The 20167-nt window shown below is 64.7% G+C and carries 23 protein-coding genes; 14 read left to right on the top strand and 9 right to left on the bottom strand.

What is annotated here, in order from left to right; translation table 11 throughout:
• Nucleotides 1–126: 126 nt before the first annotated feature.
• Together LQG66_RS03175 and LQG66_RS03170 are read left to right on the top strand one after the other, a co-directional pair.
• Nucleotides 127–321: a DUF2735 domain-containing protein gene (locus LQG66_RS03175; RefSeq protein WP_231323323.1), complete on the top strand. Its 195-nt coding sequence runs from the start codon at nucleotides 127–129 to the stop codon at nucleotides 319–321.
• A 319-nt stretch (nucleotides 322–640) separates the two neighbouring features.
• A complete protein-coding gene (locus tag LQG66_RS03170; protein WP_231323321.1) occupies nucleotides 641–1414 on the top strand; it encodes a tyrosine-protein phosphatase in 774 nt (257 codons plus the stop codon).
• A 32-nt stretch (nucleotides 1415–1446) separates the two neighbouring features.
• Here the strand turns inward: LQG66_RS03170 and LQG66_RS03165 are convergent, their stop codons facing one another.
• Together LQG66_RS03165 and LQG66_RS03160 are read right to left on the bottom strand one after the other, a co-directional pair.
• Nucleotides 1447–1665, bottom strand: a complete 219-nt coding sequence (locus tag LQG66_RS03165) for a hypothetical protein (protein ID WP_231323319.1) — start codon at nucleotides 1663–1665, stop codon at nucleotides 1447–1449.
• Between the two features lie 91 nt (nucleotides 1666–1756).
• Nucleotides 1757–2518, bottom strand: a complete 762-nt coding sequence (locus LQG66_RS03160; RefSeq protein WP_231323316.1) for an SGNH/GDSL hydrolase family protein — start codon at nucleotides 2516–2518, stop codon at nucleotides 1757–1759.
• A 66-nt stretch (nucleotides 2519–2584) separates the two neighbouring features.
• On the opposite strand from LQG66_RS03160, the gene LQG66_RS03155 reads away from it, so the two are divergent.
• The 3 genes from LQG66_RS03155 (at nucleotide 2585) to LQG66_RS03145 (ending at nucleotide 4438) form a co-directional block, all read left to right on the top strand.
• A complete protein-coding gene (locus LQG66_RS03155; protein ID WP_231323314.1) occupies nucleotides 2585–3265 on the top strand; it encodes an SDR family oxidoreductase in 681 nt (226 codons plus the stop codon).
• A 93-nt stretch (nucleotides 3266–3358) separates the two neighbouring features.
• A complete protein-coding gene (locus LQG66_RS03150; RefSeq protein WP_231323312.1) occupies nucleotides 3359–4054 on the top strand; it encodes a DUF2161 domain-containing phosphodiesterase in 696 nt (231 codons plus the stop codon).
• Between the two features lie 78 nt (nucleotides 4055–4132).
• On the top strand, nucleotides 4133–4438 hold the full coding sequence (locus LQG66_RS03145) for a hypothetical protein (protein WP_231323310.1): 306 nt from the start codon (nucleotides 4133–4135) through the stop codon (nucleotides 4436–4438).
• Nucleotides 4439–4554: 116 nt separating this feature from the next.
• Here LQG66_RS03145 and LQG66_RS03140 read toward each other — a convergent pair whose 3' ends face one another.
• The 3 genes from LQG66_RS03140 to LQG66_RS03130 form a co-directional block, all read right to left on the bottom strand.
• Complete coding sequence (locus tag LQG66_RS03140) at nucleotides 4555–5178, bottom strand: GNAT family N-acetyltransferase (protein ID WP_231323308.1); 624 nt, start codon at nucleotides 5176–5178, stop codon at nucleotides 4555–4557.
• Between the two features lie 161 nt (nucleotides 5179–5339).
• Entirely contained in the window at nucleotides 5340–5738 is a 399-nt protein-coding gene (locus LQG66_RS03135; RefSeq protein ID WP_231323306.1) for a PaaI family thioesterase, read from the bottom strand.
• Nucleotides 5739–5872: 134 nt separating this feature from the next.
• A complete protein-coding gene (locus tag LQG66_RS03130; protein ID WP_231323304.1) occupies nucleotides 5873–7153 on the bottom strand; it encodes an ArgE/DapE family deacylase in 1281 nt (426 codons plus the stop codon).
• A 149-nt stretch (nucleotides 7154–7302) separates the two neighbouring features.
• Here LQG66_RS03130 and LQG66_RS03125 point away from each other — a divergent pair, with 149 nt between their 5' ends.
• The 3 genes from LQG66_RS03125 (at nucleotide 7303) to LQG66_RS03115 (ending at nucleotide 9179) form a co-directional block, all read left to right on the top strand.
• Nucleotides 7303–7455 carry a hypothetical protein gene (locus LQG66_RS03125; protein WP_231323302.1) on the top strand — a complete coding sequence of 51 codons (153 nt, stop codon included), beginning with the start codon at nucleotides 7303–7305 and terminating at the stop codon, nucleotides 7453–7455.
• Nucleotides 7455–7721 carry a DUF6719 family protein gene (locus LQG66_RS03120; protein ID WP_231323300.1) on the top strand — a complete coding sequence of 89 codons (267 nt, stop codon included), beginning with the start codon at nucleotides 7455–7457 and terminating at the stop codon, nucleotides 7719–7721. Before LQG66_RS03125 ends, LQG66_RS03120 begins: the two co-directional genes overlap by 1 nt.
• A 114-nt stretch (nucleotides 7722–7835) precedes the next feature.
• Nucleotides 7836–9179: an HlyD family type I secretion periplasmic adaptor subunit gene (locus tag LQG66_RS03115; protein ID WP_231323298.1), complete on the top strand. Its 1344-nt coding sequence runs from the start codon at nucleotides 7836–7838 to the stop codon at nucleotides 9177–9179.
• Between the two features lie 11 nt (nucleotides 9180–9190).
• On the opposite strand, the gene LQG66_RS03110 is transcribed toward LQG66_RS03115, so the two are convergent.
• Nucleotides 9191–10879, bottom strand: coding sequence for an adenylate/guanylate cyclase domain-containing protein (locus LQG66_RS03110; protein WP_231323296.1), 1689 nt, complete (start codon nucleotides 10877–10879; stop codon nucleotides 9191–9193).
• Nucleotides 10880–11054: 175 nt separating this feature from the next.
• On the opposite strand from LQG66_RS03110, the gene LQG66_RS03105 reads away from it, so the two are divergent.
• Nucleotides 11055–12779, top strand: coding sequence for a type I secretion system permease/ATPase (locus LQG66_RS03105; RefSeq protein WP_231323294.1), 1725 nt, complete (start codon nucleotides 11055–11057; stop codon nucleotides 12777–12779).
• 48 nt (nucleotides 12780–12827) lie between these two features.
• Nucleotides 12828–13619: a hypothetical protein gene (locus LQG66_RS03100; RefSeq protein ID WP_231323292.1), complete on the top strand. Its 792-nt coding sequence runs from the start codon at nucleotides 12828–12830 to the stop codon at nucleotides 13617–13619.
• A gap of 65 nt (nucleotides 13620–13684) precedes the next feature.
• Here LQG66_RS03100 and LQG66_RS03095 read toward each other — a convergent pair whose 3' ends face one another.
• Both LQG66_RS03095 and LQG66_RS03090 read right to left on the bottom strand, forming a co-directional pair.
• Nucleotides 13685–14074 carry a hypothetical protein gene (locus LQG66_RS03095; RefSeq protein WP_425601283.1) on the bottom strand — a complete coding sequence of 130 codons (390 nt, stop codon included), beginning with the start codon at nucleotides 14072–14074 and terminating at the stop codon, nucleotides 13685–13687.
• Between the two features lie 575 nt (nucleotides 14075–14649).
• Nucleotides 14650–15201 (bottom strand): CreA family protein, encoded by a 552-nt coding sequence (locus LQG66_RS03090; protein WP_231323290.1) that lies wholly within the window; start codon nucleotides 15199–15201, stop codon nucleotides 14650–14652.
• A gap of 226 nt (nucleotides 15202–15427) precedes the next feature.
• Here LQG66_RS03090 and LQG66_RS03085 point away from each other — a divergent pair, with 226 nt between their 5' ends.
• The 4 genes from LQG66_RS03085 (at nucleotide 15428) to LQG66_RS03070 (ending at nucleotide 19572) form a co-directional block, all read left to right on the top strand.
• Nucleotides 15428–17155 (top strand): L,D-transpeptidase family protein, encoded by a 1728-nt coding sequence (locus LQG66_RS03085; protein WP_231323288.1) that lies wholly within the window; start codon nucleotides 15428–15430, stop codon nucleotides 17153–17155.
• A 147-nt stretch (nucleotides 17156–17302) separates the two neighbouring features.
• Nucleotides 17303–17878, top strand: a complete 576-nt coding sequence (locus LQG66_RS03080) for a glutathione peroxidase (protein ID WP_231323286.1) — start codon at nucleotides 17303–17305, stop codon at nucleotides 17876–17878.
• 154 nt (nucleotides 17879–18032) lie between these two features.
• Nucleotides 18033–18992, top strand: coding sequence for a polysaccharide deacetylase family protein (locus LQG66_RS03075; protein ID WP_231323284.1), 960 nt, complete (start codon nucleotides 18033–18035; stop codon nucleotides 18990–18992).
• A gap of 19 nt (nucleotides 18993–19011) precedes the next feature.
• Nucleotides 19012–19572 (top strand): dihydrofolate reductase family protein, encoded by a 561-nt coding sequence (locus tag LQG66_RS03070; RefSeq protein WP_231323282.1) that lies wholly within the window; start codon nucleotides 19012–19014, stop codon nucleotides 19570–19572.
• An 8-nt stretch (nucleotides 19573–19580) separates the two neighbouring features.
• Here LQG66_RS03070 and LQG66_RS03065 read toward each other — a convergent pair whose 3' ends face one another.
• The gene (locus LQG66_RS03065) at nucleotides 19581–20036 is read right to left on the bottom strand and encodes a DoxX family protein (protein ID WP_231323279.1); all 456 of its coding nucleotides are present in this window, start codon (nucleotides 20034–20036) and stop codon (nucleotides 19581–19583) included.
• Between the last annotated feature and the right edge of the window lie 131 nt (nucleotides 20037–20167).

Here is a 20167-nt window from a genome sequence, read left to right as displayed (position 1 = left end):
CGCAAGTCGTGATTTCATTTTGATCATGTTGCATTCTCTGGGGCAGCCACCGATATCGAAAATAGTAACTACAAGAGAACGAGTCGGGCGCACCATCATGGGGTCCGATAGGAAGGAGAATGTGTAATGGACACGAACGTGACCGAGGGATCCGCAAGGATCTACCAATTTCCACGCGGAGGACGGGCCGGTCTCGCGCCTCGTCACCTGGGCGAGACGTCCGCCCGACAGATCGCTCCGGCATTGCAGCCCACCATCTATAGTGGCAGCTGGTATCACGACGAGGCGATCCAGGAAGCCAAGCCGGCGTGGGACCGGTGATGTCGACAGGCTCAACGATGCACTTTTTGCACTTCTGCTAAAGGGTCGGACCGATACGGTTCCGACCCTTTTGCTTGATGGCCTCCCGCCTCAGCGTGCGGATCTTGTGGGGAAGGAAACCGACGATGAAGCGGGTCTCGTCAGGACAGCAATGCGGCCTACGGTCAGCGCTCCTTACTGCCGGTTCGATCGTTGCCAGTCGTCCGATCAGCATTGAGATGGCCGACATCCGGACCCGGCCCGTCGCATTCACTGCCCTGTAAGCCCTGCTGCGGCTGGGCGTCGAGACTGAGCGAACGGCGTTTCACGCGGACGCCTCATGACGTACATTCGGCTCATGTCCGATGCGCCCCCTCTTCATCCAGCCCGCCATCTCGGCCTTCGCGGCGCCAGCAATTTCAGAGATCTGGGCGGATATCCCAGCCGGGATGGACGCCGCGTGCGTTGGCGGCAGATCTTCCGGTCCAACCATCTCGGCCAACTGACGGAAACGGACGTAGCGATCGTCCGCCAGCTCGGCGTCCGGACCGCGTTCGACTTCCGCGGTCGCGACGAGCGAAGCGCCGGCCTGTGCCCGATCGCGGAGATTGCAGTGCAATCCTTGGCGATCGAGCCGACGGTCCTCCCTGCGTTGCGGGCCCTGGTTTCGGCGGGGCGCCTGACGGCCGAAGATGCCCAGGACCTGATGCGGGAATCCTATCGCAACTACATCCGTCACCACACGCCACGCTTCCGGGTTCTGTTCGACCATCTTCTGGCTGATCACGCGCCGCTCGTGATTCATTGCACAGCAGGAAAGGACCGTACGGGCGTCGCCTGCGCTCTCGTCCTCTCCGCACTCGACGTGCCCGACGAAGTCGTCCTCGAGGACTACCTGCTCACCAACCAGTACTTTCGACGTGACGCCGCAGCTCATTCCGAGCTTCCCGACGACGTGCTCAAGGCCATCGGAACGGTCCAAGCCTCGTTCCTGGCAGCCGCTCTCGATGCCGTGCGCCAGGACTATGGCGATCTCGACACCTATCTGCGCGACGGCCTGGGCGTCGACGGCGCCGCGCGCAAGGCTCTCCAGGAGCGCTATCTCGCTGCGTGACGTAGCGTGGCGCCGGCTCGTCTGCCTCTCAATCAGGCCGCTTCGATATCGGCCATCTCAGCGGCTTCCATCGCGTCGAGGTCAGCAATCACCTCCTCGAACGCGGAAATGGCCTGCTGGACGGCCGCAATCTGCATCAACTCCCAGCCGCTTACCGGACCCGCGCGATTTTGCAGTGCGACCACGAGGTCCCGCCGCTGCTCCTTCAGCTGTACCAGCGGCAAACCATGGTCCGGCAGATGTCTCATCATCACAAAGCTCCAATGCCCCTTAAGCGGCAGAGTGAGACGCTAGCCTGTCGTCCTGGCAATCCCCTTACGGAAGCCCGGCGAATTTTAGCGATCAGACCTGCGGCACCGACGGCGACATGATCGCACGGGCAAGAGCGTCGCTGACACAGGCTGTCGCGCGTTCGCTCATATGGAGGCGATCGTCATGCCCATCGTCCATGGCCGAGAGCGGGATCTGGCCCGTGTCACACCAGCTTTTCATCAGCTCCCAACGCCTGAACAGGTTGACGCCGGCCGCCGACGTGACCCTCTCGATCCGCCGCTGCATGTCTAGGGCCCGCGCCAGCCGGTTCGGCACCTCGACGATCGCGAACGTATATTGCAGATCCATGACGATCACATCGACCGGCAGCCGGGCGAGCCATCCCAGGCCAACGCGCAGCGCCGCCTCGACCTCATCAAGGCTGTAGCTCTCACGGTACGCGGCGTTGGTGCCGACCTGCCACACGACGAGCGACGGCTGCTCCGCAATCACGTCGCATTCGAAGCGAGACAGCTCCTCCGCCGCCTCCTGTCCGCCGAGGCCACGATTGAGAACATCGATGATGCAGCCGAAATTGGCCTTGCGCAGCCCTTGCTCAAGCCGCGCCGGAAAAGCCACGATGCCGTTGGTGCCAGCCGTCGACGACGAGCCGAGGGCGACGATCCTGGTCTTGCGCTGGACTGCCAGACTCTGGGGGAAGTGCTTGAACGGATGCAGGAATGTAGCGAGATCGGCGGGCCGATCGGAAACAACCGACATCATCGTGACCACCTCGGTGCAAAATACAATTCGTAATTGCAATCCCATGCCCCGGCCGCGCCACCATTGCAAGTGGTGGGCTTGGCCATAGTATAACAGGTGACGCTGCGGGGCGTGTGAACGGGGACCATGGACGGAATGAACGGAGCAGTGATTGTCATTACGGGGGCGCAGGGCGCGCTTGGGCGCAGCGTTGCTGACCTCGCGCTGGCGCGCGGCGCGCATGTGGCCGGGATCGATCATGCCCAGGCCGAGATCCCGGCCAGTGACGACCGCATCGAACTCGGAGGCGTCGATCTGTCCGATGCCGAACAGGCCAAAGTCGCAATCGACTCGGTGGCAGCCCATTTCGGCACTCTGGATGCCCTGATCAACATCGCCGGCGCATTTGCATTCGAGAACACCGCTGACGGCGACGACAGCGTCTGGGAGAAGATGCATGCGCGCAATCTCATGACCGCTCTGCACGCCTCTCGTGCAGCGATTCCTCATCTGGTCCGTTCCAGCACCGGCCGCATCGTCAACATCGGCGCGATGGGCGCACTGCAAGCGGGCTCCGGCATGGGTCCCTATGCGGCCTCGAAGTCTGGCGTTCACAGATTGACCGAGGCCCTGGCGGCGGAGTGGAAGGGCAAGATTACGGTCAACGCCGTGCTGCCTTCGACGATCGATACGCCGGCCAACCGCGCCAGCATGCCGAAGGCCGATTTCGACAAATGGGTGACCCCGCAGGAGCTCGCGGAGGTGATCCTGTTTCTGGCCAGCGACGCGGCGAGCGGTGTGACCGGCGCATTGATACCGGTGGTCGGCCGCATGTAGCGGCGCCGTAAGGTGCAAACCGACTTTGCACTGACATGACAATACGCGTCGGGCTAGAATCCCCGCGCTTTGAGTCGCACGCATGGACGGCCCTTGGAAACCGCGCTCTACCTCCCCGTCAAACGCTTCCTCGAAAAGCTCGGCTTCTCGGCCAAGGGCGAGATCGGCGGCTGTGACGTGGTGGCGCTGAAGGGCGGTGATCCGCCGATCGTTGTCATCTGCGAGCTGAAGCAGGCCTTCAATCTGGAACTGCTGCTGCAGGCCGTCGATCGCGCCGGTGCATGCGACGAAGTCTGGGTCGCGGCGAAATTCTCGGCGCGGGGCAAGGGGCGCGAAAGCGATGCACGGTACCGCAACCTGTGCCGCCGCCTCGGCTTCGGCATGCTCGCGGTGACGTCCACCGGGCAGGTGGAGGTGCTGGTACAGCCGCCCACCACCGCGCCGCGCAAGAACCCCAAGAAGCGATCGCGCCTGGTCGTGGAACATGAGCGGCGCAAGGGCGACCCCGTGGCGGGCGGCTCGACTCGCGCGCCCATCATGACCGCCTATCGCCAACAGGCGCTGGCCTGCGCCTCGGCCTTGTCAGAGGGACCGAAACGCGTCCGTGATCTGCGCACCGACATTCCGGATGCGCCGAAGATCCTCCAACGCAATGTCTATGGCTGGTTCGACCGCGCCGAACGCGGCGTTTATGGCCTCACCAAAGCCGGCCACGCGGCCTTGCGCCGGTGGCCCCAGGATATCCACATCCCTGCAGCGTTGCCCGATCGCGACATGGTGAATGCATAGCTGGGCTGCCGCGCAGAATTCATATTGCAATGCAACAAGGCTGCTTCTAGGTATCCCCGGACGATTTACGAGGCCCCCATGAGCGAAGATTGGAACACCAAGTACGGTCCGCGTCGCGTCAGGCGCGACCCTCCGACTCTGGAGGAAGCGATTTTCGCCGCATCCGGCATCACCGATGACGTGCAGGCTCAGGCCGAGATCGCGTCGGCGCTGATGGGCCTGCCGCTCGAGCAAGTCCTGCCCGAAGTGAAGAAGGCGAGCCGCATCGCGGCGCGCACCAACACGCGCGTCATCACGGCCGATCAGGGCACACAGCAACGCGCCATCGTGGTCGAGCGCCGCACCGTGCGCCGCTTCAACTTCGACAAGCGCACGGGCACCTGAGGCATCTGCCCGCGCCAGCGTAAGCGGCGCGCCCTGCCAGCCTGCAGTCGAAAACGAAAAGCGCGACAGCGGTCATCGCTGTCGCGCTTTTATTCGTTTTTACAGATCGTTGTCGATCAGGCGGCGCGCTGGTCGCCGTACATGCGAGTGACGAGCTTCCAGCACGCGCGATTGAGGCTGAAGAGCGCACGGGCTGCAGCGATCGGCGTCTCGACCACAAGCTTCGCCAGCTCGTCCTGCGGCTGCTGGGTCAGGTCGATCGTACCGGTCGACTCGCCGTGGCGGAACGCCAGGTGCGCGCCGAACTTGGCCGCCAGCGCCCGCATGGCGTGGTTCTGCGACCCGGTCGTGACGCGCAGCTTGCGATAGCCTTTCCAGCGCGCTTCCGAGATCACCCGCTGGAACAGCAGGCTGCCGACGCCGCGGCGGCGCACGCAGGATTCGACGCTGAACGCGATCTCCGGAAGCCCATCCTCGGACTGCTCCGGCGGATGCAGCTCGGCGGCGCCGCGCACCATGCCGTTCTCCATATAGGCGACGACGATGGTGCCATCAGCCGCACAGCGGGCCGCGTAGCGCTCGATGAAACTGTCATCGAGAAAGCCGTTGAATCGATCGTGCCGGCTCTCAGCATCGAGCCGCAACAAATGATCGCGCAGCAGCGGCAGTTCCTCGTGCTGGCTGAGCGTCCGCACATAGCCAAAGCCCGGCCGGGGACGAAAAATATCTACCTGTGACACTGCCAAAGACTCCTCTCAGAAGCCCTCGCGTACAGACGTCTTTCCCTAGACAGCAGCTATATTGTGCATTGCAACATTCATTGCAAGCCCCGGGCTCTACGGAGAGAACATGCGGCCATGCACGGGCCGCGTGAGTTAATAATTCGTTTGTGTACGAATCATCACAACACGAGCTGGGTCTGGGTCACGACGGCCACCAGCTTACCGTCCTCGGTCTCGATCCGGGTCTGCCACACCTGGGTGCGGCGCCCGCGATGGACCGGCGTCGCCGTCGCGATCACGACGGTGCCCTCCCTGGCGCCGCCGATGAAGTTGGTCTTGCTCTCGATGGTCGTGGTGCCCTTGGCATCTTCGGGCAGGTTGATGACGGTAGCCGCCGCGCCCACCGAATCGGCCAGCGCCATGACGGCGCCGCCGTGGATCGTGTGATGCAGGGTGCACAGATCCGGCCTGATCAGCATCTGCGCGACGACGCGATCCGCGCTGGCTTCGGTGAATGTCACGCCCTTCAGCTCCGCGAACGGCATCTTCAGCGCATTGATCTTGTCGAGCGGCGTCATGCCGTTCCCTCCCCTTGGACCCAGCTGCGCCTTTCAGCGCGTGTCGGCCGCCTTCGCGCAAGAGATGCACGGAGGTGCCAGCCGAAGGCAACGACCTGCGAGGTCATCGCCCCCCAAGCCGATCGTCATGCCGCTCAGGCCTTCTCGACTCCGCACCACTCGGCAATGAACAGGGCCATCGTCTTGGTCGCCCGGCGCAGCGAATCGAGCTCGACATGTTCATTGAAGCCGTGCATCGCCGCGCCGCTCGCGCCGAAGCACAGACTCGGAATGTTGTAGTTGAGGCCGTAGAAGCGGGTGTCGGTCAGCGCGGTGAAGACGAGATCCTGGACCTCGCTGCCATGCACGGCCTTGAACGCCCGTCCAAATGCCGCCTCCGGCTCGGCCGAATCGGTCAGCTCGTAGCCTTCCGACAGGAAGCCGGACCATTCGACGACCGGCGGATTGTTGGACAGGAAGCGGTGATCACGTGAAGCCGCCGCAACGCAGGCCAGGATTTCGTTCTGACAATCCTTGACCGACCAGCCCGGCAGGATCGCGATCCGGCAATCGACGTCGCACCAGGCCGGCACGCTCGAGGCCCAGTCGCCGCCCTTGATGATGCCGGGATTGAAGTTGATCGGATGGTCGAGCGACTTGAAGTGACGATCGCTCTTGGCCCGGTCGTTCCAATCGGCTTCGAGCTTCTCCAGCGCATGGATCAGGTGATACGCCGCCTGGATCGCATTGGCGCCGGCGCCCGCCTCGAACACATGCACCGGGAAGCCGCGCACCTTCAGCCGGAACCAGATCACGCCGACCTGCGAGCGGACCATCTTGCCGCCGGTCGGCTCGGGAATGAAGCAGGCATCGGCACGATAGCCGCGCTGCAAAGTGGAGAGCGCGCCGACCCCGGTGCTTTCCTCCTCGATGACGGACTGGACGTGAATGCGCGCCGTCGGCTTGAAGCCGGCCGCGGCGATCGCATCGAGCGCATAGAGCGCCCCGATCGTGCCGGACTTCATGTCGCAGGCGCCGCGGCCATACATCCGGCCGTCCTTGATAACGGGCGAGAACGGTGGCGTCTCCCACATGTCGAGCGGGCCGGCCGGCACGACGTCGCAATGACCCTGCAGGATCAGCGACCGGCCAGCCGTGGTCGCCGGGCGATAGGTTCCGACCACGCTGCGCGCCTTCGAGAAGTCGTGCTCGATCGGACCAAAGCCGCGCATCTCCTTGAGATCGTCGAGATCGATGTGCCAGTCGTCGACCTCGTAGCCGCGCGCACGCAGCAGATCACCGAACATGTCCTGGCACGGCCCTTCGGCACCGCGCGTCGAGGGGATCGCGACGAAGTCGCTGGTGGTCGCGAGCTGGCGCTCGAAGCCGGCGTCGACGGCGTCGACGATCCGTTGCGTCGTGTCTTGGGTGATCATGCCTGTCCAGGTTCCCGTTTTGAAACGCCGCCAGCAAACCACAATCCGCAGCGCAGGTGCAGCGCATTTGCCGCTGCTTTCAGAATCGCAGCCCTCCCCGTACACTGGCGCATACGGAACAGCGCAATGACATAGTCTGGAATTTTCGCATGTCGGATCACCGCAACATTCTCTATTTTCTGGTCGGCATCCTCACCGCAGCCGTCTGCGTGCTCGGCTACAATCTCTACCAGGCCAAGAAGCAGCCCGACGGCGTCCAGATCAATCTCGGGCCGAACGGCCTAAAGATCGAGGGCAAGTGATGCGTCCAGTGGCTTTGTCTCTGCGTACGATCGTGAAGGGTCTTGGTGGCGTTGCCGCGCTGCTGGTGGTCGTCTCGGCAGCTCAGGCCCAATATGTCGGGCGTGAGGAGGACATCGTTGATCTCAGGCTTGGGCAGCGCGTGCTGGTCGATGACGGCACCTGTGGCGCCGGCCAGGTCAAGGAGGTCTCCGGCTCCAAGATGGCCGAGACCGGCATCGTCCGCACCGTGAAATGTGTCCCGCGCTTCGGGCCGAAGAAGAAATAGCAAGACGATCCGGCGGCCCTGGCGCGGCCTGCCGTTGTGATGTGACTTCCCGCACAGTGCCGAGACAGCCGATCGCAGATGCTCCCGCCCGGTGGACAACCACGGGGGATGCAAATGTCGATGTCACTGGTGCATGATCACAGCTTCGAGCCTCCAGGCCGGACGCCGCCGATCAAAGCCGATTTCAGCCGCTACGCCCTGCTCGGCTATGTCTCGATTGCCCTCGTGTTCGGCGGGTTCGGCGTGTGGGCCGGCTATGCGCCGCTGGACCGCGCGGCCATCGCACCGGGAACGGTTTCCGTCTCCGGCGACCACAAGGTGGTTCAGCATCGCGAAGGCGGAATCGTCAGGGATATCCTGGCCAAGGAAACCCACGAGGTGCACCGTGGCGATCTGCTGTTCCGGCTGCAGCCGACCGAGGCCCAGGCCAATACGGATCTCCTGCGCAAGCAGATGGATGCCGCGCTCGCCGAGGAAGCCCGCCTTTTGGCGGAGCGTGGCAATGCCCGCATGATCAGTTTTCCCGACAGCCTGCTCAACCGGCAGAGTGTGCCGGAGGCCGCCCTTGCCATCGCCGATCAGCAGCGGCTGTTCATCGAACGCCGCAATGGCCTGATCAGCCAGGTCAACATCCTCAACTCGCAGATCGCTCAGCAGCAGCAGGAGCTCGCCGGGCGCGACCGGCAGCGCGCCGCTCTGGTTGCACAGCGCGCGAGCTTCGAGACGCAGATGAACAACGTGCGCCCGGCCGTCGCGGCAGGCTACTATCCGCGCAACAAGTTCCTCGAGCTCGAACGCGAGCGCGCCCGCGTCGAAGGCGATCTCGGCCAGGCGCAGGCCGACGTGGCGCGTCTGAGCCAGACCGCCTCACAGTCACGTTTGCAGATCGACCAGGCGCTGCAGAAGTACCAGGCCGAGGTTGGCCAGCAGCTCGACGGCACCCGTGCCAAACTGTCGGACCTGCGCGAGAAGCTCGTCATCGCCGAGGACGTGCTGCGCCGCATCGACATTCGCGCCGAGCGCGACGGCATCGTCATGAACATGAAGGTCCACACTGTGGGCGCCGTCGTGAAGCCGGGCGACACGCTGGCTGAGATCGTACCGATCGGCGAAGGCGTCGACGTGATGGCGCACGTCTCGCCGCGCGACATCGAGAGCGTCGCCGTCGGACAGAAGGCCGAAGTGCGCTTTTCCAATTTCTCCTCGCGCACGACGCCGACCATTTTCGGCAAGGTCCAGAGCGTTTCGGCTGACGCGGTGACCGACGAGGCGACCAAGCAGAGCTATTACTCGGCGCGGGTCGTGATCGACTATTCGACCCTGCCGCACGAAATCGTCGAAAAGATCATTCCGGGCATGCAGGCCGACGTGCTGATTTCGACCGGCGAGCGCACCGTGCTCGAATATCTCGTCGGCCCCTTGCTCAATATGCTCGCGAAGACGTTCCGGGAGAAATGAGCTGGCAGCGCTCAGGTTGCCGCCGCAGGTCCCGCGCCCGCGTCGAGCGAGAAATCGCGGGCGCGCGGCAGGCCGATCACGTCGATGTCCCGGCCCTGCTCCGCGCCGGCAAGACTCTCGCGCTGTGCTCCGGCGATGTCCTGTAGGCCGGCATGTATCGCGACGTCCCCGGACAGCGCGAGTTGCCACCCTCTGACATTGGCCAGTTCAGCCAGCCGCGCCGGCAGCTCGAGTCCAGGCCCGAGCACCGCGAGCTGCGCCATCCGTCCCAATTCCAGGCGCCCGACGACGACCTCTCCTGTCCAGGCCCCGATGGCAAGCTCGACCGGCTGGCCGATCTCGGCCGCGATCTTCTCGTTGACGCGGTCCATGGCGACGTCCATTGCGCGGATGGCCTGCAGCGCATCGCGGCATCCCTGGTCGGGCCCATGCTGCTCGCCGAACACGGCAAGCACGCCGTCGCCGAGGAAGCGATCGATGCGTCCGGCATGGCCTTCGACGGCCTGGCCAACGGCACCGAAGATCTCGTTCATCATGAACACGAGATCGTAGGGCAGCCGGTCACGCGACAGCGTCGCGAAGGTGCGGATGCTGACATGGACGAGACACACGGCGCGGCGCGCGCCTTGCGCGTCGACATGCGCAACGGGCTCCCTCGCTCCTTCGTCGCCGCCGACCAGACGCGTCACGGTCATGGGCGCGGTGGGACGGATCTGACAAGCCAGCCGCACATGGTCCGATGCGCCCAAGCGCGCCAACGTGGCGCGCTCCTCAGGGGCGAGCGGCGGCAGCGTGTCGGCGCCTTGGTCGATGCGGACGCGGCAGAGACCACAACGGGCGCGACCGCCGCATTCGGACTGGTGAGACAGATTGTTGCTGCTGATGATCTCGAGCAGCGTCGGACCAATCGCGGCCTGCACCGTTTCGCCATCGGCGAAGGCAATGGCGATCTTTGGTGCCGCGAGCATCGCGATATAGCGGAACACGATGATGGTTGCGACCACCGCGAGCAGCGCGGCGACGGCGATGCGCGCCGACATCTGAAGAAGACCAAGCCAGGCTTCGTCGACCGCGCTCGGCCAATGCGTGACCGCACGCATCCGGTCGGTCATGCCGGGGTCGGTCAGCAACGCGGCAACAGCCCGCCCGGACACCACGAAGCCCATCAGCGCCGCCATCGGCACGGCGACGGCGAGCACCACCAGAAGCGGCTGCGCGACGCGATACCAGCCGCGGAATTTCAGCCAGTGATGCAGGCCGAGACAGCCGTGGATCCAGACGAGCAGCAGCAGAAGCGTCTGGATCCAGGCCGCGCTGGGCCACAGGCGCGCCAGCGCATAGAGGTAGCTGTCCTGGACACCGAACAGCGCATGAGCAACATGAGTCTCGACGATGTGCGGCAGCAACAGCAGCGGGATCGCAAATCCCGTGGCGAGCTGGATCAACTCCCACAACGGCAGCCGCCAGCTGGCACGTTGCAGCGTTCTCGTGGCCGCCAGCATGGCATGCGCCAGCAACGCCGTGGCCAGCACGATCATGCCTGGCCACGACCGCGTGACGGCGAGCCGCCACTCCTGCACCTCGTCCATCGCTTCGAGACTGAACAGACCCACCGCGTGGTTGAGGAAATGAGTCGCAGCGAATGCGAGCAGGATCAGCCCGGACACGAGGCGGAGGTTCTGGGTCGTTATTGCGCGCATGTCGTCACTGGCGAGGAAGGCAGACTTCGAAATCGGAGCACGGGCCTTCATGCGGTAGCGGCTGAGACTGGCCAACTCAAGCGCGGTAAAGCGCCTCCGCGCTATGTGAGGTCAATCACGGTCGCGGATGCGGAGCTGGAAGAACATCCCTGAGCGCTTTGCAAAGGGATCTGCCATGACGACCACCATCGCCCGAAGCCCGCTCGGAACCGCGCTCCGCGCCTGCTTTCCCGCGCTCACCGCGACCTTCGTGCTCAGCCTCTTCATCAATGCGAGCATGCTGGCCTCGCCGCTCTATTCCATGCAGGTCTACGACCGGGTTCTCACCAGCCGCAGTCTCGGCACGCTGGTCATGCTCACCCTGATCGTCGGCGTTTTCCTGGTGCTGTACGGCGTGCTCGAATTCGCCCGCTCCGGCGTGCTGGCGCGGGCCGGCGTCCAGTTCGAAGGCACGCTGCGCCACCCCCTGTTCGAAACGATGATGAAGGCCGAGCTGTCGCCGCGGCATCGCTTCGGACAACAGGTCATCCGCGACGCCGAGACCATCCGCGACTGCATCTCCAGCGGCACGGCCGCGATTGCCTGCGATCTGCCGTGGACGCCGGTGTTCGTCGCGCTGTGCTTCCTGCAGCACGCCTATCTCGGCATCCTGTCGCTGCTCGGCGCGATCGTGCTGTTCTCGCTGGCGCTGTTCACGGAATTTTTCACGCGCGACAGTGTCGAGCGCACCAATGCGCTGGCCAACGAAGCTTCGCGGTTCGTTGCGGCTGCGCTCCGAAACGGCGAGGTCGTGCGCGGCCTCGGCATGGGCGACATCGTGATGGACCGCTGGAGCTGCCGGCAGTCGGCGATGGTCGATGCCCACAGCACGCTGGTCGAGCGCGGCGCCGCGATGCATTCGGTGACGAAATTCGCGCGGATGGCGGTGCAGACCTCGCTGTTGTGCATCGGCGCCTGGCTCGCGATCGAGCAGCAGATCTCGCCCGGCGCGATGATGGCGACGTCGATCATCATGGGGCGCGCTTTGGCGCCGGTCGAGCAGGTGGTCGGCCAGTGGAAGCGCATCATCGCGTTGCGCTCCGCCTATCGCCGGTTGGAAGAGCTGTTCCGGGCGCTGCCGGTGACGGCGGCCCCGACGGCGCTGCCCACGCCGCGTGGCGACATCGACGTCGAGAATGCCGTGGTGTGGCCGCCCGCGGCCGGCCGCCCTTCGGTCAAGGGCGTCAGCTTTTCGCTCAGGGCCGGCGAGAGCCTTGCGATCGTCGGCGCCTCCGCCAGCGGCAAGTCGAGCATGGCGCGCGCGATGGCCGGCGTCTGGCCGTTGCGCGAAGGCGTGATCCGGATCGATGGCGCCGCCTACAGCCAGTGGGATCAGAACCGGCTCGGCAAGCATATCGGCTATCTGCCGCAGGACATCGAGCTGTTCTCGGGCACGGTCGCCGACAACATCGCACGCCTCGCCAAGGTCGACGAAGCGGCTGTCGTCGCCGCAGCCAAGGCCGCCGGCGCGCACGAGGTGATCCTGCGCCTGCCGAACGGCTACGACACGCCGATCGGCGAAGGCGGCGTGGCGCTGTCCGGCGGCATGCGCCAGCGCGTCGGCCTGGCCCGCGCGCTCTACGGCGATCCGCGTCTCCTGATCCTCGACGAGCCGAATTCCAATCTCGACGAGGACGGCGAGCGGGCGCTGGCGCAGGCCATGGCCCAGGCGAAGGCCGCCCGCCGAACCGTGATCGTCGTCACGCACCGTCCGCAGCTTCTGGCGCATGTTGACCGCATCATGGTGATGGCCTTCGGCAAGACGCTGGCATTCGGCCCGCGCGACGAGGTGATCGCCAAGATGCGCGGCCAGCGCGTCGTCATCGCTCACGACCGGGCTGCGGCCAGCGCCGCAGCCTAAGCCAAAACCCAGTGCAGATCGCACTGCAGCCATATTAAGGAGCCTGCCATGATGAAGTTCGCATCGCGCTCGACCACACTGCAGTTGGCGCTCGCGACCGCCGTCCTGCTGCCGATGTCGGCGTTCGCAGAGCCGCCGACGACGGCGCGGCAGATGCTCGCCCACGCCCAGACGCAGGCCCTCAACGTTCCCGGGGACTTCAAGAAGACCGCACCGGAGCTGGACAAGAGCGAAAAGATCATGAGCGGGCCTGTTGTGACGCCACCGGACGTCGCCTTCGCAGCCGCCCCGCTTCCGATCATCGAGCCGCCGGCGCCAATCTCACCCCCGATGGCAACGTCCCAGACATTGGCTGCCCCGGTCGCTCCTGCGGAGACAATTCCCGCGCGGGGCCGCGTCGATGTTGGCGGGCCAGTTGCGCCGGCTGCTGACGCGGTCAAGGCTTCGAGCGCCACGGTCGCCATGCTGCCGGCAACCAGCAGCACCACCGAAACTCACGCCTCGGCACCGGCCACGCCACCCGTGACGGCAATCGCCGCTCCTAGCGTGGCTCCGGTCGTAGCCCCCGCCGTAACGCCGGCACAGCCCTCAATGCCGGCTACGGCCGCGACGGAGCCGACACGGCTGCCGCCGGCGGCGAACGTGTCCTCGTCCGAAAAGGCTGCGCAAGCCCAGCGCCAACCATCGACTGCCAGTCCCGCGATGCCGACGCGCCCTGCCCGCAGATCTGCTGCAAGATCGTCCGCCCGCAGCGACGAGGTCGCGATCGGCACCCGGATATCCCAGATCATGCGCCGGCCGGAGGTGCAATCGTTGATGTCGCAATATGGTCTGGAGTGACGCCGATCATGGCTGCACGAAGGTCATCGGCAAATCCAGTCCGACGATGCTCGTCGTTCACGGCATCACTGGGCGGGATCGAACATGCACTGCAGAGCCGGCTTCGCGATCTTGGTGAAGGTCGGGCCGATCTCGGCCTGTTTCGTCGCCGGCACCCAATTGGTCTCGATTGTGGGCACACCGGTCTCGCTGATCCCGCGCAACAGCGCCTCGCGCAGATCGGCATCCTCTACCACCGCGGCCGCATGGTCGTGCAAGCAGGAGCAGACAGCTTCGGGATGCGCCCATCGTCCGAGCATGTGCGGCGTACATTGACGGACGAACTCGCCGCGCGGATCAGGCAGTCTGACAGTTGGCCGCGCATCCGCGGATGACGAAAGACAGCAAATGACAGCCAGCGCCGCCGTACCGAGTTGAAGAAGCATTGTGGACCGCATGTCTCGGATTCTCGTCATGTCTTCCGCAGCGGCCGGTCGGAGGCTCAAAATCGGGTCGCGCCGCAGCCCGCTTCTGTTTCATAGCCATTTCACGTTTCATCCCGTCTGCGCCACAAGCAGGAAATGGTTTCGTCGCCGGCTGCTTTGTTTCGTGCGGACCGCCCCACAACACAAAACACAATCATTGCGGGTATTTCCTGGCCGAATATTACCATCGGATGAGCCTCGGCGGCGGCCGATTGCAGGGTCGGACGCAGCGGTCGATTCGGCCGATGGGATGGCTTCTTAAGGTTTCCATGTTGCAATGCTGGCGTCGGGAGAACCGTCTCCAAGCTCCTCGCAGGCAGCGCGCTGTGCGTTGAAGATATCGTTGCTCCCTCGGCTCGCCATGGACAAGAAGCGCACGCACGCCCCCCATTCGAAGGCACAGCGTCCAACAACCCCGCTTGCCACGCCGATGGCGCAGCAGCGCGCCGAGAACTGTGCCCGCTCGACGCAACAGGGTCTGGTTCGACTGATCGGCTGCCACGACCCCGCCAAGCGTCACTTGCCTGGAAAGCCCGCGGACAGCCGATCGGCCGCTCGAAAATCCCTTATTGAATGAAGTCGCCGCATTTCTGGACGTCACCCTCATCGGCCTTGCCCCACGGCATGACCGGCACGGACGAGGTCGAGTTCTTCGGCGAGCCTTCGATCAACTTGTCTGAGTAGACCATGTAGACGAGCACGTTGCGCTTGGCGTCGCAGCCGCGCACGATCTGCATCTTCTTGAAGAACAGCGACCGCCGTTGCCGGAACATGTCGTCGGCCTGCTCGAGCTTGTGCTTGAAGCGAATCGGCCCGATCTGCCGGCAGGCGAGCGAGATGTCCGAGACCTCCTCGGCAAGACCGAGCCAGCCGGCATATCCACCCTTCTGAGGTACGGTGAAATGACACGCGACGCCCTCGACCTCTGGATCATCAACACCATAGGTCGCGAGCTTGGCATTCGGGCTGAGCAGCTTGAAAACCGTCGACCGACGAAAGATCAGATCCGGCTCTTCCGCAGCGTACGCTGACACCACAGGCGAAGACAGCCCGATAAGCAGCAGGAAAGCTAGGGTTTTCAGCCACAGATCATACCGGCTGGTGGCTCTGAACGACATGTCGGTCTCCGTTGTAACGCCGATGGCTCGGCATACTGCCCATGTAGGAACACAAATGCCTGCGAGGAAGGCGGCTCCTGCCTTCGCCTTCCGATACGCGTTTAACGCGATGTGAGGCTTTTCTGCTACGATCGGGACGAATTCGTGCAGGGCGGAAGCCCAGGCTGGTGAACGCAGACTCCGTCTGCGACACTAACGACCAGATGGTTCTTGAGGATTTGCCGGAATGCTCTGCGTTCGTGCAGCCGCCAGGGGGCGGTTTTGTTGTGTAGCAATCGTTTCAGTCCCGCTTGTCATAGCCGCGACCTCTCAGGCTGAAGCAGCGCCCTATTACTATTGGAACGACACGCAGCCGGCCATCTCCCCTTCCGAACGCCCGGCAACTCTGCCGCGCAAGCCCAAGGCACGCCACGCTCAGAAGCCGGCCACCATCGAGAAGGAGGCCGCCAAGCCGCAAGGGCCCGTGATGGTGGCGGTGTCCATCAACAAGCAGCAAGTCAAAATCTACGACGCCAACGGCCTGTTCGCGGAAGCGCCGGTGTCGACCGGAATGAAGGGGCACTCCACGCCGATGGGCGTGTTCAGCGTCATCCAGAAGCAGAAATTCCACCGGTCGAACATCTATAGTGGCGCGCCGATGCCGTTCATGCAGCGCATCACCTGGTCAGGCGTCGCGCTCCATGCGGGCGTGCTGCCGGGCTATCCGGCGTCGCATGGCTGCATCCGCATGCCGCCGAGCTTCGCGACCCGGATCTATGGTTGGACCCGGATGGGCTCGCGCATTCTGGTCACACCGGGCGAAGTCGCTCCTGCCAGATTTTCGCACGCCCTCCTCGCGGCGCTGAAGCCGCCCCAGCCGAGCGCCTCGGTCCAGCCCGACGCCAACGCCCCCGCAGCGACCAAGTCAGACAAGGGCGCGGCAGTGAGCACCGCGATCACGGTCGCGACGACGGATCTGCGCACCTCGATCGGCCATCGCGAAGGCGCCGGGTCGGGCAACGATGAAACGCTGTCGTCCTCCCGCAGCCAGGTGCGCACGGCCGACGCCAGCAACACCAATGGCATGGCACCGATCGCCTCCGACGTTTCGCCCAGTGCCGGACCGGTTCGGGCGGACGCGGCCGAGCAACGCACCAGTGCTGCCGATTTGAAGCCCAGCGTTGCTGCGACCGACGTCAAGGCAGAGGATACGACAGCGGGCACGCCGACCGCCGCCAAGCCTGCTGAGCAGGACGAGAGCAAGTCCGCGGCGGGCCAGCCTGCCGGCACAGCTCAGGCTACGACGCCGGCGCCGGGCACGTCCGCCGAAACACCAGCCAGGATCGAGGCAACGACCGACGGCAAGCCGGCCGATCCCAAGATCGCTGACCGGCCTGCCGCGCCGTCGAATACGGCCGCAGATGCCCCCGCGAAGCCGGACGATGCCAAGGATTCGAAGGATCAGTCCCGTCTTGCTGCTCCCGTGCAGCCGGTCGCGCCGAAGCCCGAGTTGAGGCGCAATAGCCAGATCGCGATCTTCATCAGCCGCAAAGACTCCAAGCTGTACGTCCGGCAGAATTTCGCGCCGGTCTTCAACACCCAGGTTACGATTGCGCCCGGCGAGAAGCCGCTCGGCACGCACGTGTTCACGGCAGCGGCTGACAAGGCCGATCCGGCGACGATGACATGGACCGTCGTTTCGCTCGCCGCCTCGGCACGGAGCGCCGCCGTCAATGACAGCGCAGAGCACGCCGCCCGGCGCGGCAAGACGTCGGCCGGGACGCGCAGCGATGCGAAGCCGGCCCCTCCGGTGAGCAGCGCGGCCGAGGCACTCGATCGCATCACGATCCCGGCCGATGTCATGGCCTGGCTCGGCGAGGCCTTGTCGACCGGCAGTTCGCTGATCGTCTCGGATCAGGGCATCAACCAGGGCGAGACCGGCGAGGGCACCGAGTTCATTCTTTCGCTGCGCTGACGACTGAAGCAGTCCTTCTTTCCGCCCAAGGCCAGGGGTATCCCTTGGTGGAACGCGGCCTGATCCAACTCGACGTTGCGACCGTTCCAAGGCGCTAGTCGGGCGCAGGCGCATTCATGCTTACGGGCTGGGCTAAGGGAGATTCACATGATCGATCGCAGGATGGTTCTTATCGGCATCGGCGCGTCCTTGTCCGGCGCGACACTGATGTCGCGCGCCGGACATGCCGACAACGCGGTGAGCAAGATGACGGCTTACCGCTTCTCCTTCCCGGCGCTCGCCGGTGAGCCGATTCGCCTCGCCGATTTTGCGGGCAAGCCGGTGCTGGTCGTGAACACGGCTTCGCAATGTGGCTACACCCCCCAATACACCGGCCTGCAGCAGCTCTGGAGCGAGTTCCACGGGCGAGGTCTTTCGATGATCGCCGTGCCCTCCAATGACTTCAACCAAGAGCCGGGAATCGCGGGCGACATCGCCGAACTGGCCAACAAGGAATACGGCGTTACCTTCCCTATGGCCGCCAAGGCGGTGGTCACCGGTTCCAATGCCCACCCGTTCTACCGCTGGGCCGCGGAGGCCAGGCCCAAGGAGACGCCGCGCTGGAACTTTCACAAGTACCTGATCGGCCGCGACGGGTACCTCGCCGACGTGTTTGCCTCGTCGGTCGAGCCGACCGACACGCGGGTCAAGACGGCCGTGGCGCGGCTGCTGGCGGACGGCTGAGCCACACTCGGCAAGAATGCGGCGGAACTCGACAACTTCCCCGTGTTCTTGCCTCGTTTCCTTTTGGCGCTGATCCGGTGGCTGGTCTAATATCCCACCCCGGATGCGGAGCGAGTCCTGGCGCTCCCCGGTGCAACAACCCCCGAGGAAACACATGCGGATTGCGGCTGGATTGGTGTTCGCGAGTTCTTTGGCGGCATCGCTGTTGACGTCTGGTGCGGCGTGGTCGCAGGCCCAGCGCACGGCGGCAGCCCCTACCCCTGCAGCAGTTCCTGCCGCCGCGCCGGCCCAGGCGGCTGGCGGGCAGACCCAGCCGCCGCGCGCGCCCTGCATGAACACCGAGGCGCTCGGCGTCGGCCGCACGGTCGAGATCGACACGACGGGCGGCCCGGGCTTCGGCTTCGAGCACTTCAAGGATCTCGACTTCCTGAAGGATCACGAGGTCGTCCTGACCTTTGACGACGGTCCGTGGCCGGAGAACACGCCCGGCGTGCTCAAAGCGCTCGCCGACCAGTGCACGACCGGCATCTTCTTCATCATCGGCAAGCACGCGACCTACTATCCGGAGATCCTCAAGCAGGTCTACAACGCCGGCCATACGGTCGGCACCCACACCTGGTCGCATGCGGCGCTGACCAACAAGAAGCTGACCGAAGACCAGCGCAAAGAGGAGATCGAGCTCGGCATCAGTGCGGTGAAATGGGCGCTCGGCGGCAACTCCCCCGCCCCGTTCTTCCGCTTCCCGGCGCTGCAGCACCCGCCGGAGATGGTGACCTATCTCGGCACCCGCAACATCGGCATCTTCTCCTGCGATCTCGACTCGTTCGACTTCAAGGCGAAGAACGCACAGGCGGTGCTCGACGTCACCTTCAAGAAGCTCGACAAGCTCGGCAAGGGCATCATCCTGATGCACGATTTCCACAAGCATACGGCGGAAGCTCTGCCCGAACTGCTGCGCCGCCTGAAGGCCGGCGGCTACAAGGTGGTCGCGATGCGGGCCAAGGCGCCGGTGCAATCGCTGCCGCAATATGACGAGCAGCTCGGCAAGGTCGCCAAGCTTCCGACGGTGAGCCAACGACCGGTTTCGAGCGTTGTGACGACAGTGTCCGAATAAGTCAGGATTGCTTTCGTCAGTGCCTCAGCTTCGTATCGAAGGTTATGTCATCGTATCGGCCGACGGCATGTTGGCCGATTCCCGCAATGTGATGCCGGACGCGCTCAAGTTTCCCGGCGACGCGCTGTTCTTCTCCAGTGCGCTCGACCGCGCCGACCTGATCGTGCATGGCCGCAACTCCTATGAGGACCAGCCCAATTCGCCGAAGCGGCGGCGGATCATCGTCACCGGCAAGGTGGCGGGGCTGGCTCCTGACACGGAGAAGCCGCTCTCCACCCTGTGGAACCCGGCCGGCGCCTCGTTCGAAGCGGCCTGCGCAGCCGCCGGCATCGGTGACGGCATGGTGGCCGTGATCGGCGGCCCCGCCGTGTTCGAGATGTTCATGGACCGCTACGACACGTTCTTCCTGTCGCTTGCGCCCCACGTCTCGCTGCCTGATGGCGCGCCCTGCTTTCCCGGTGTCGGCCCCTCGCGCTCGCCCCAGCAGGTGCTGACGGAGCACGGCTACAAGGTCGCCGATCGCCTCATGCTCGATCCGGTCTCCGACGTCAGCGTCATCGCCTGGAAGCGCGCCGCCTAGCTCGGCCGTTACATATCGCCATATGCCGCCCGCTCAGGCTCCTTCGGCCCCTTGCCGTAGCCGAAGATCATGAACAGCGCGCCGATGATCGACAGGTTCTTCAGCGCGTCGATCAGGGTCTTGGCGTTGTCGGGTGGCGCCTGGTTCCAGAAATCGTGAAAGTAGAAGATCGTCGCGCCGACGAAGACGATCATCAAAGCCGCGAAGAACCGCGTCAGAAAATTCAGCGCGATCATCAGCCCCGCGAGCACCTCGAAGGCGCCGACCGCAATCGCGAGGATCTGCGGCATCGGCATCTTCGCCGCCGCCTCCAGCTGCGCCGCGTAGGGTGCGAGCACCCCGGGGATGGTCACTTTGGCGGCAATGAGATCGGCGGTCACCGCAATGCCGAACAGCTTGGTCGCGCCCGTGTAGATGAAAATCACGGCAAACAGAACGCGCCCGAACGTTATGAAACCCGGCATTCTCGTCCTCACGGATCAACTTCAAACGATATATGGTGCCGGCACGCCGGCGGGATATGTGACGTCTCCAACGCTTTTCAACAATAAAGGCGGACGGAATGCGACCGAAACCGGACGAATTCCGCCACACT

Origin of the sequence: Bradyrhizobium ontarionense (genome assembly GCF_021088345.1) — a bacterium.
Taxonomy (GTDB): domain Bacteria; phylum Pseudomonadota; class Alphaproteobacteria; order Rhizobiales; family Xanthobacteraceae; genus Bradyrhizobium; species Bradyrhizobium ontarionense.
This window is presented reverse-complemented; position numbering and strand designations above follow the sequence as displayed.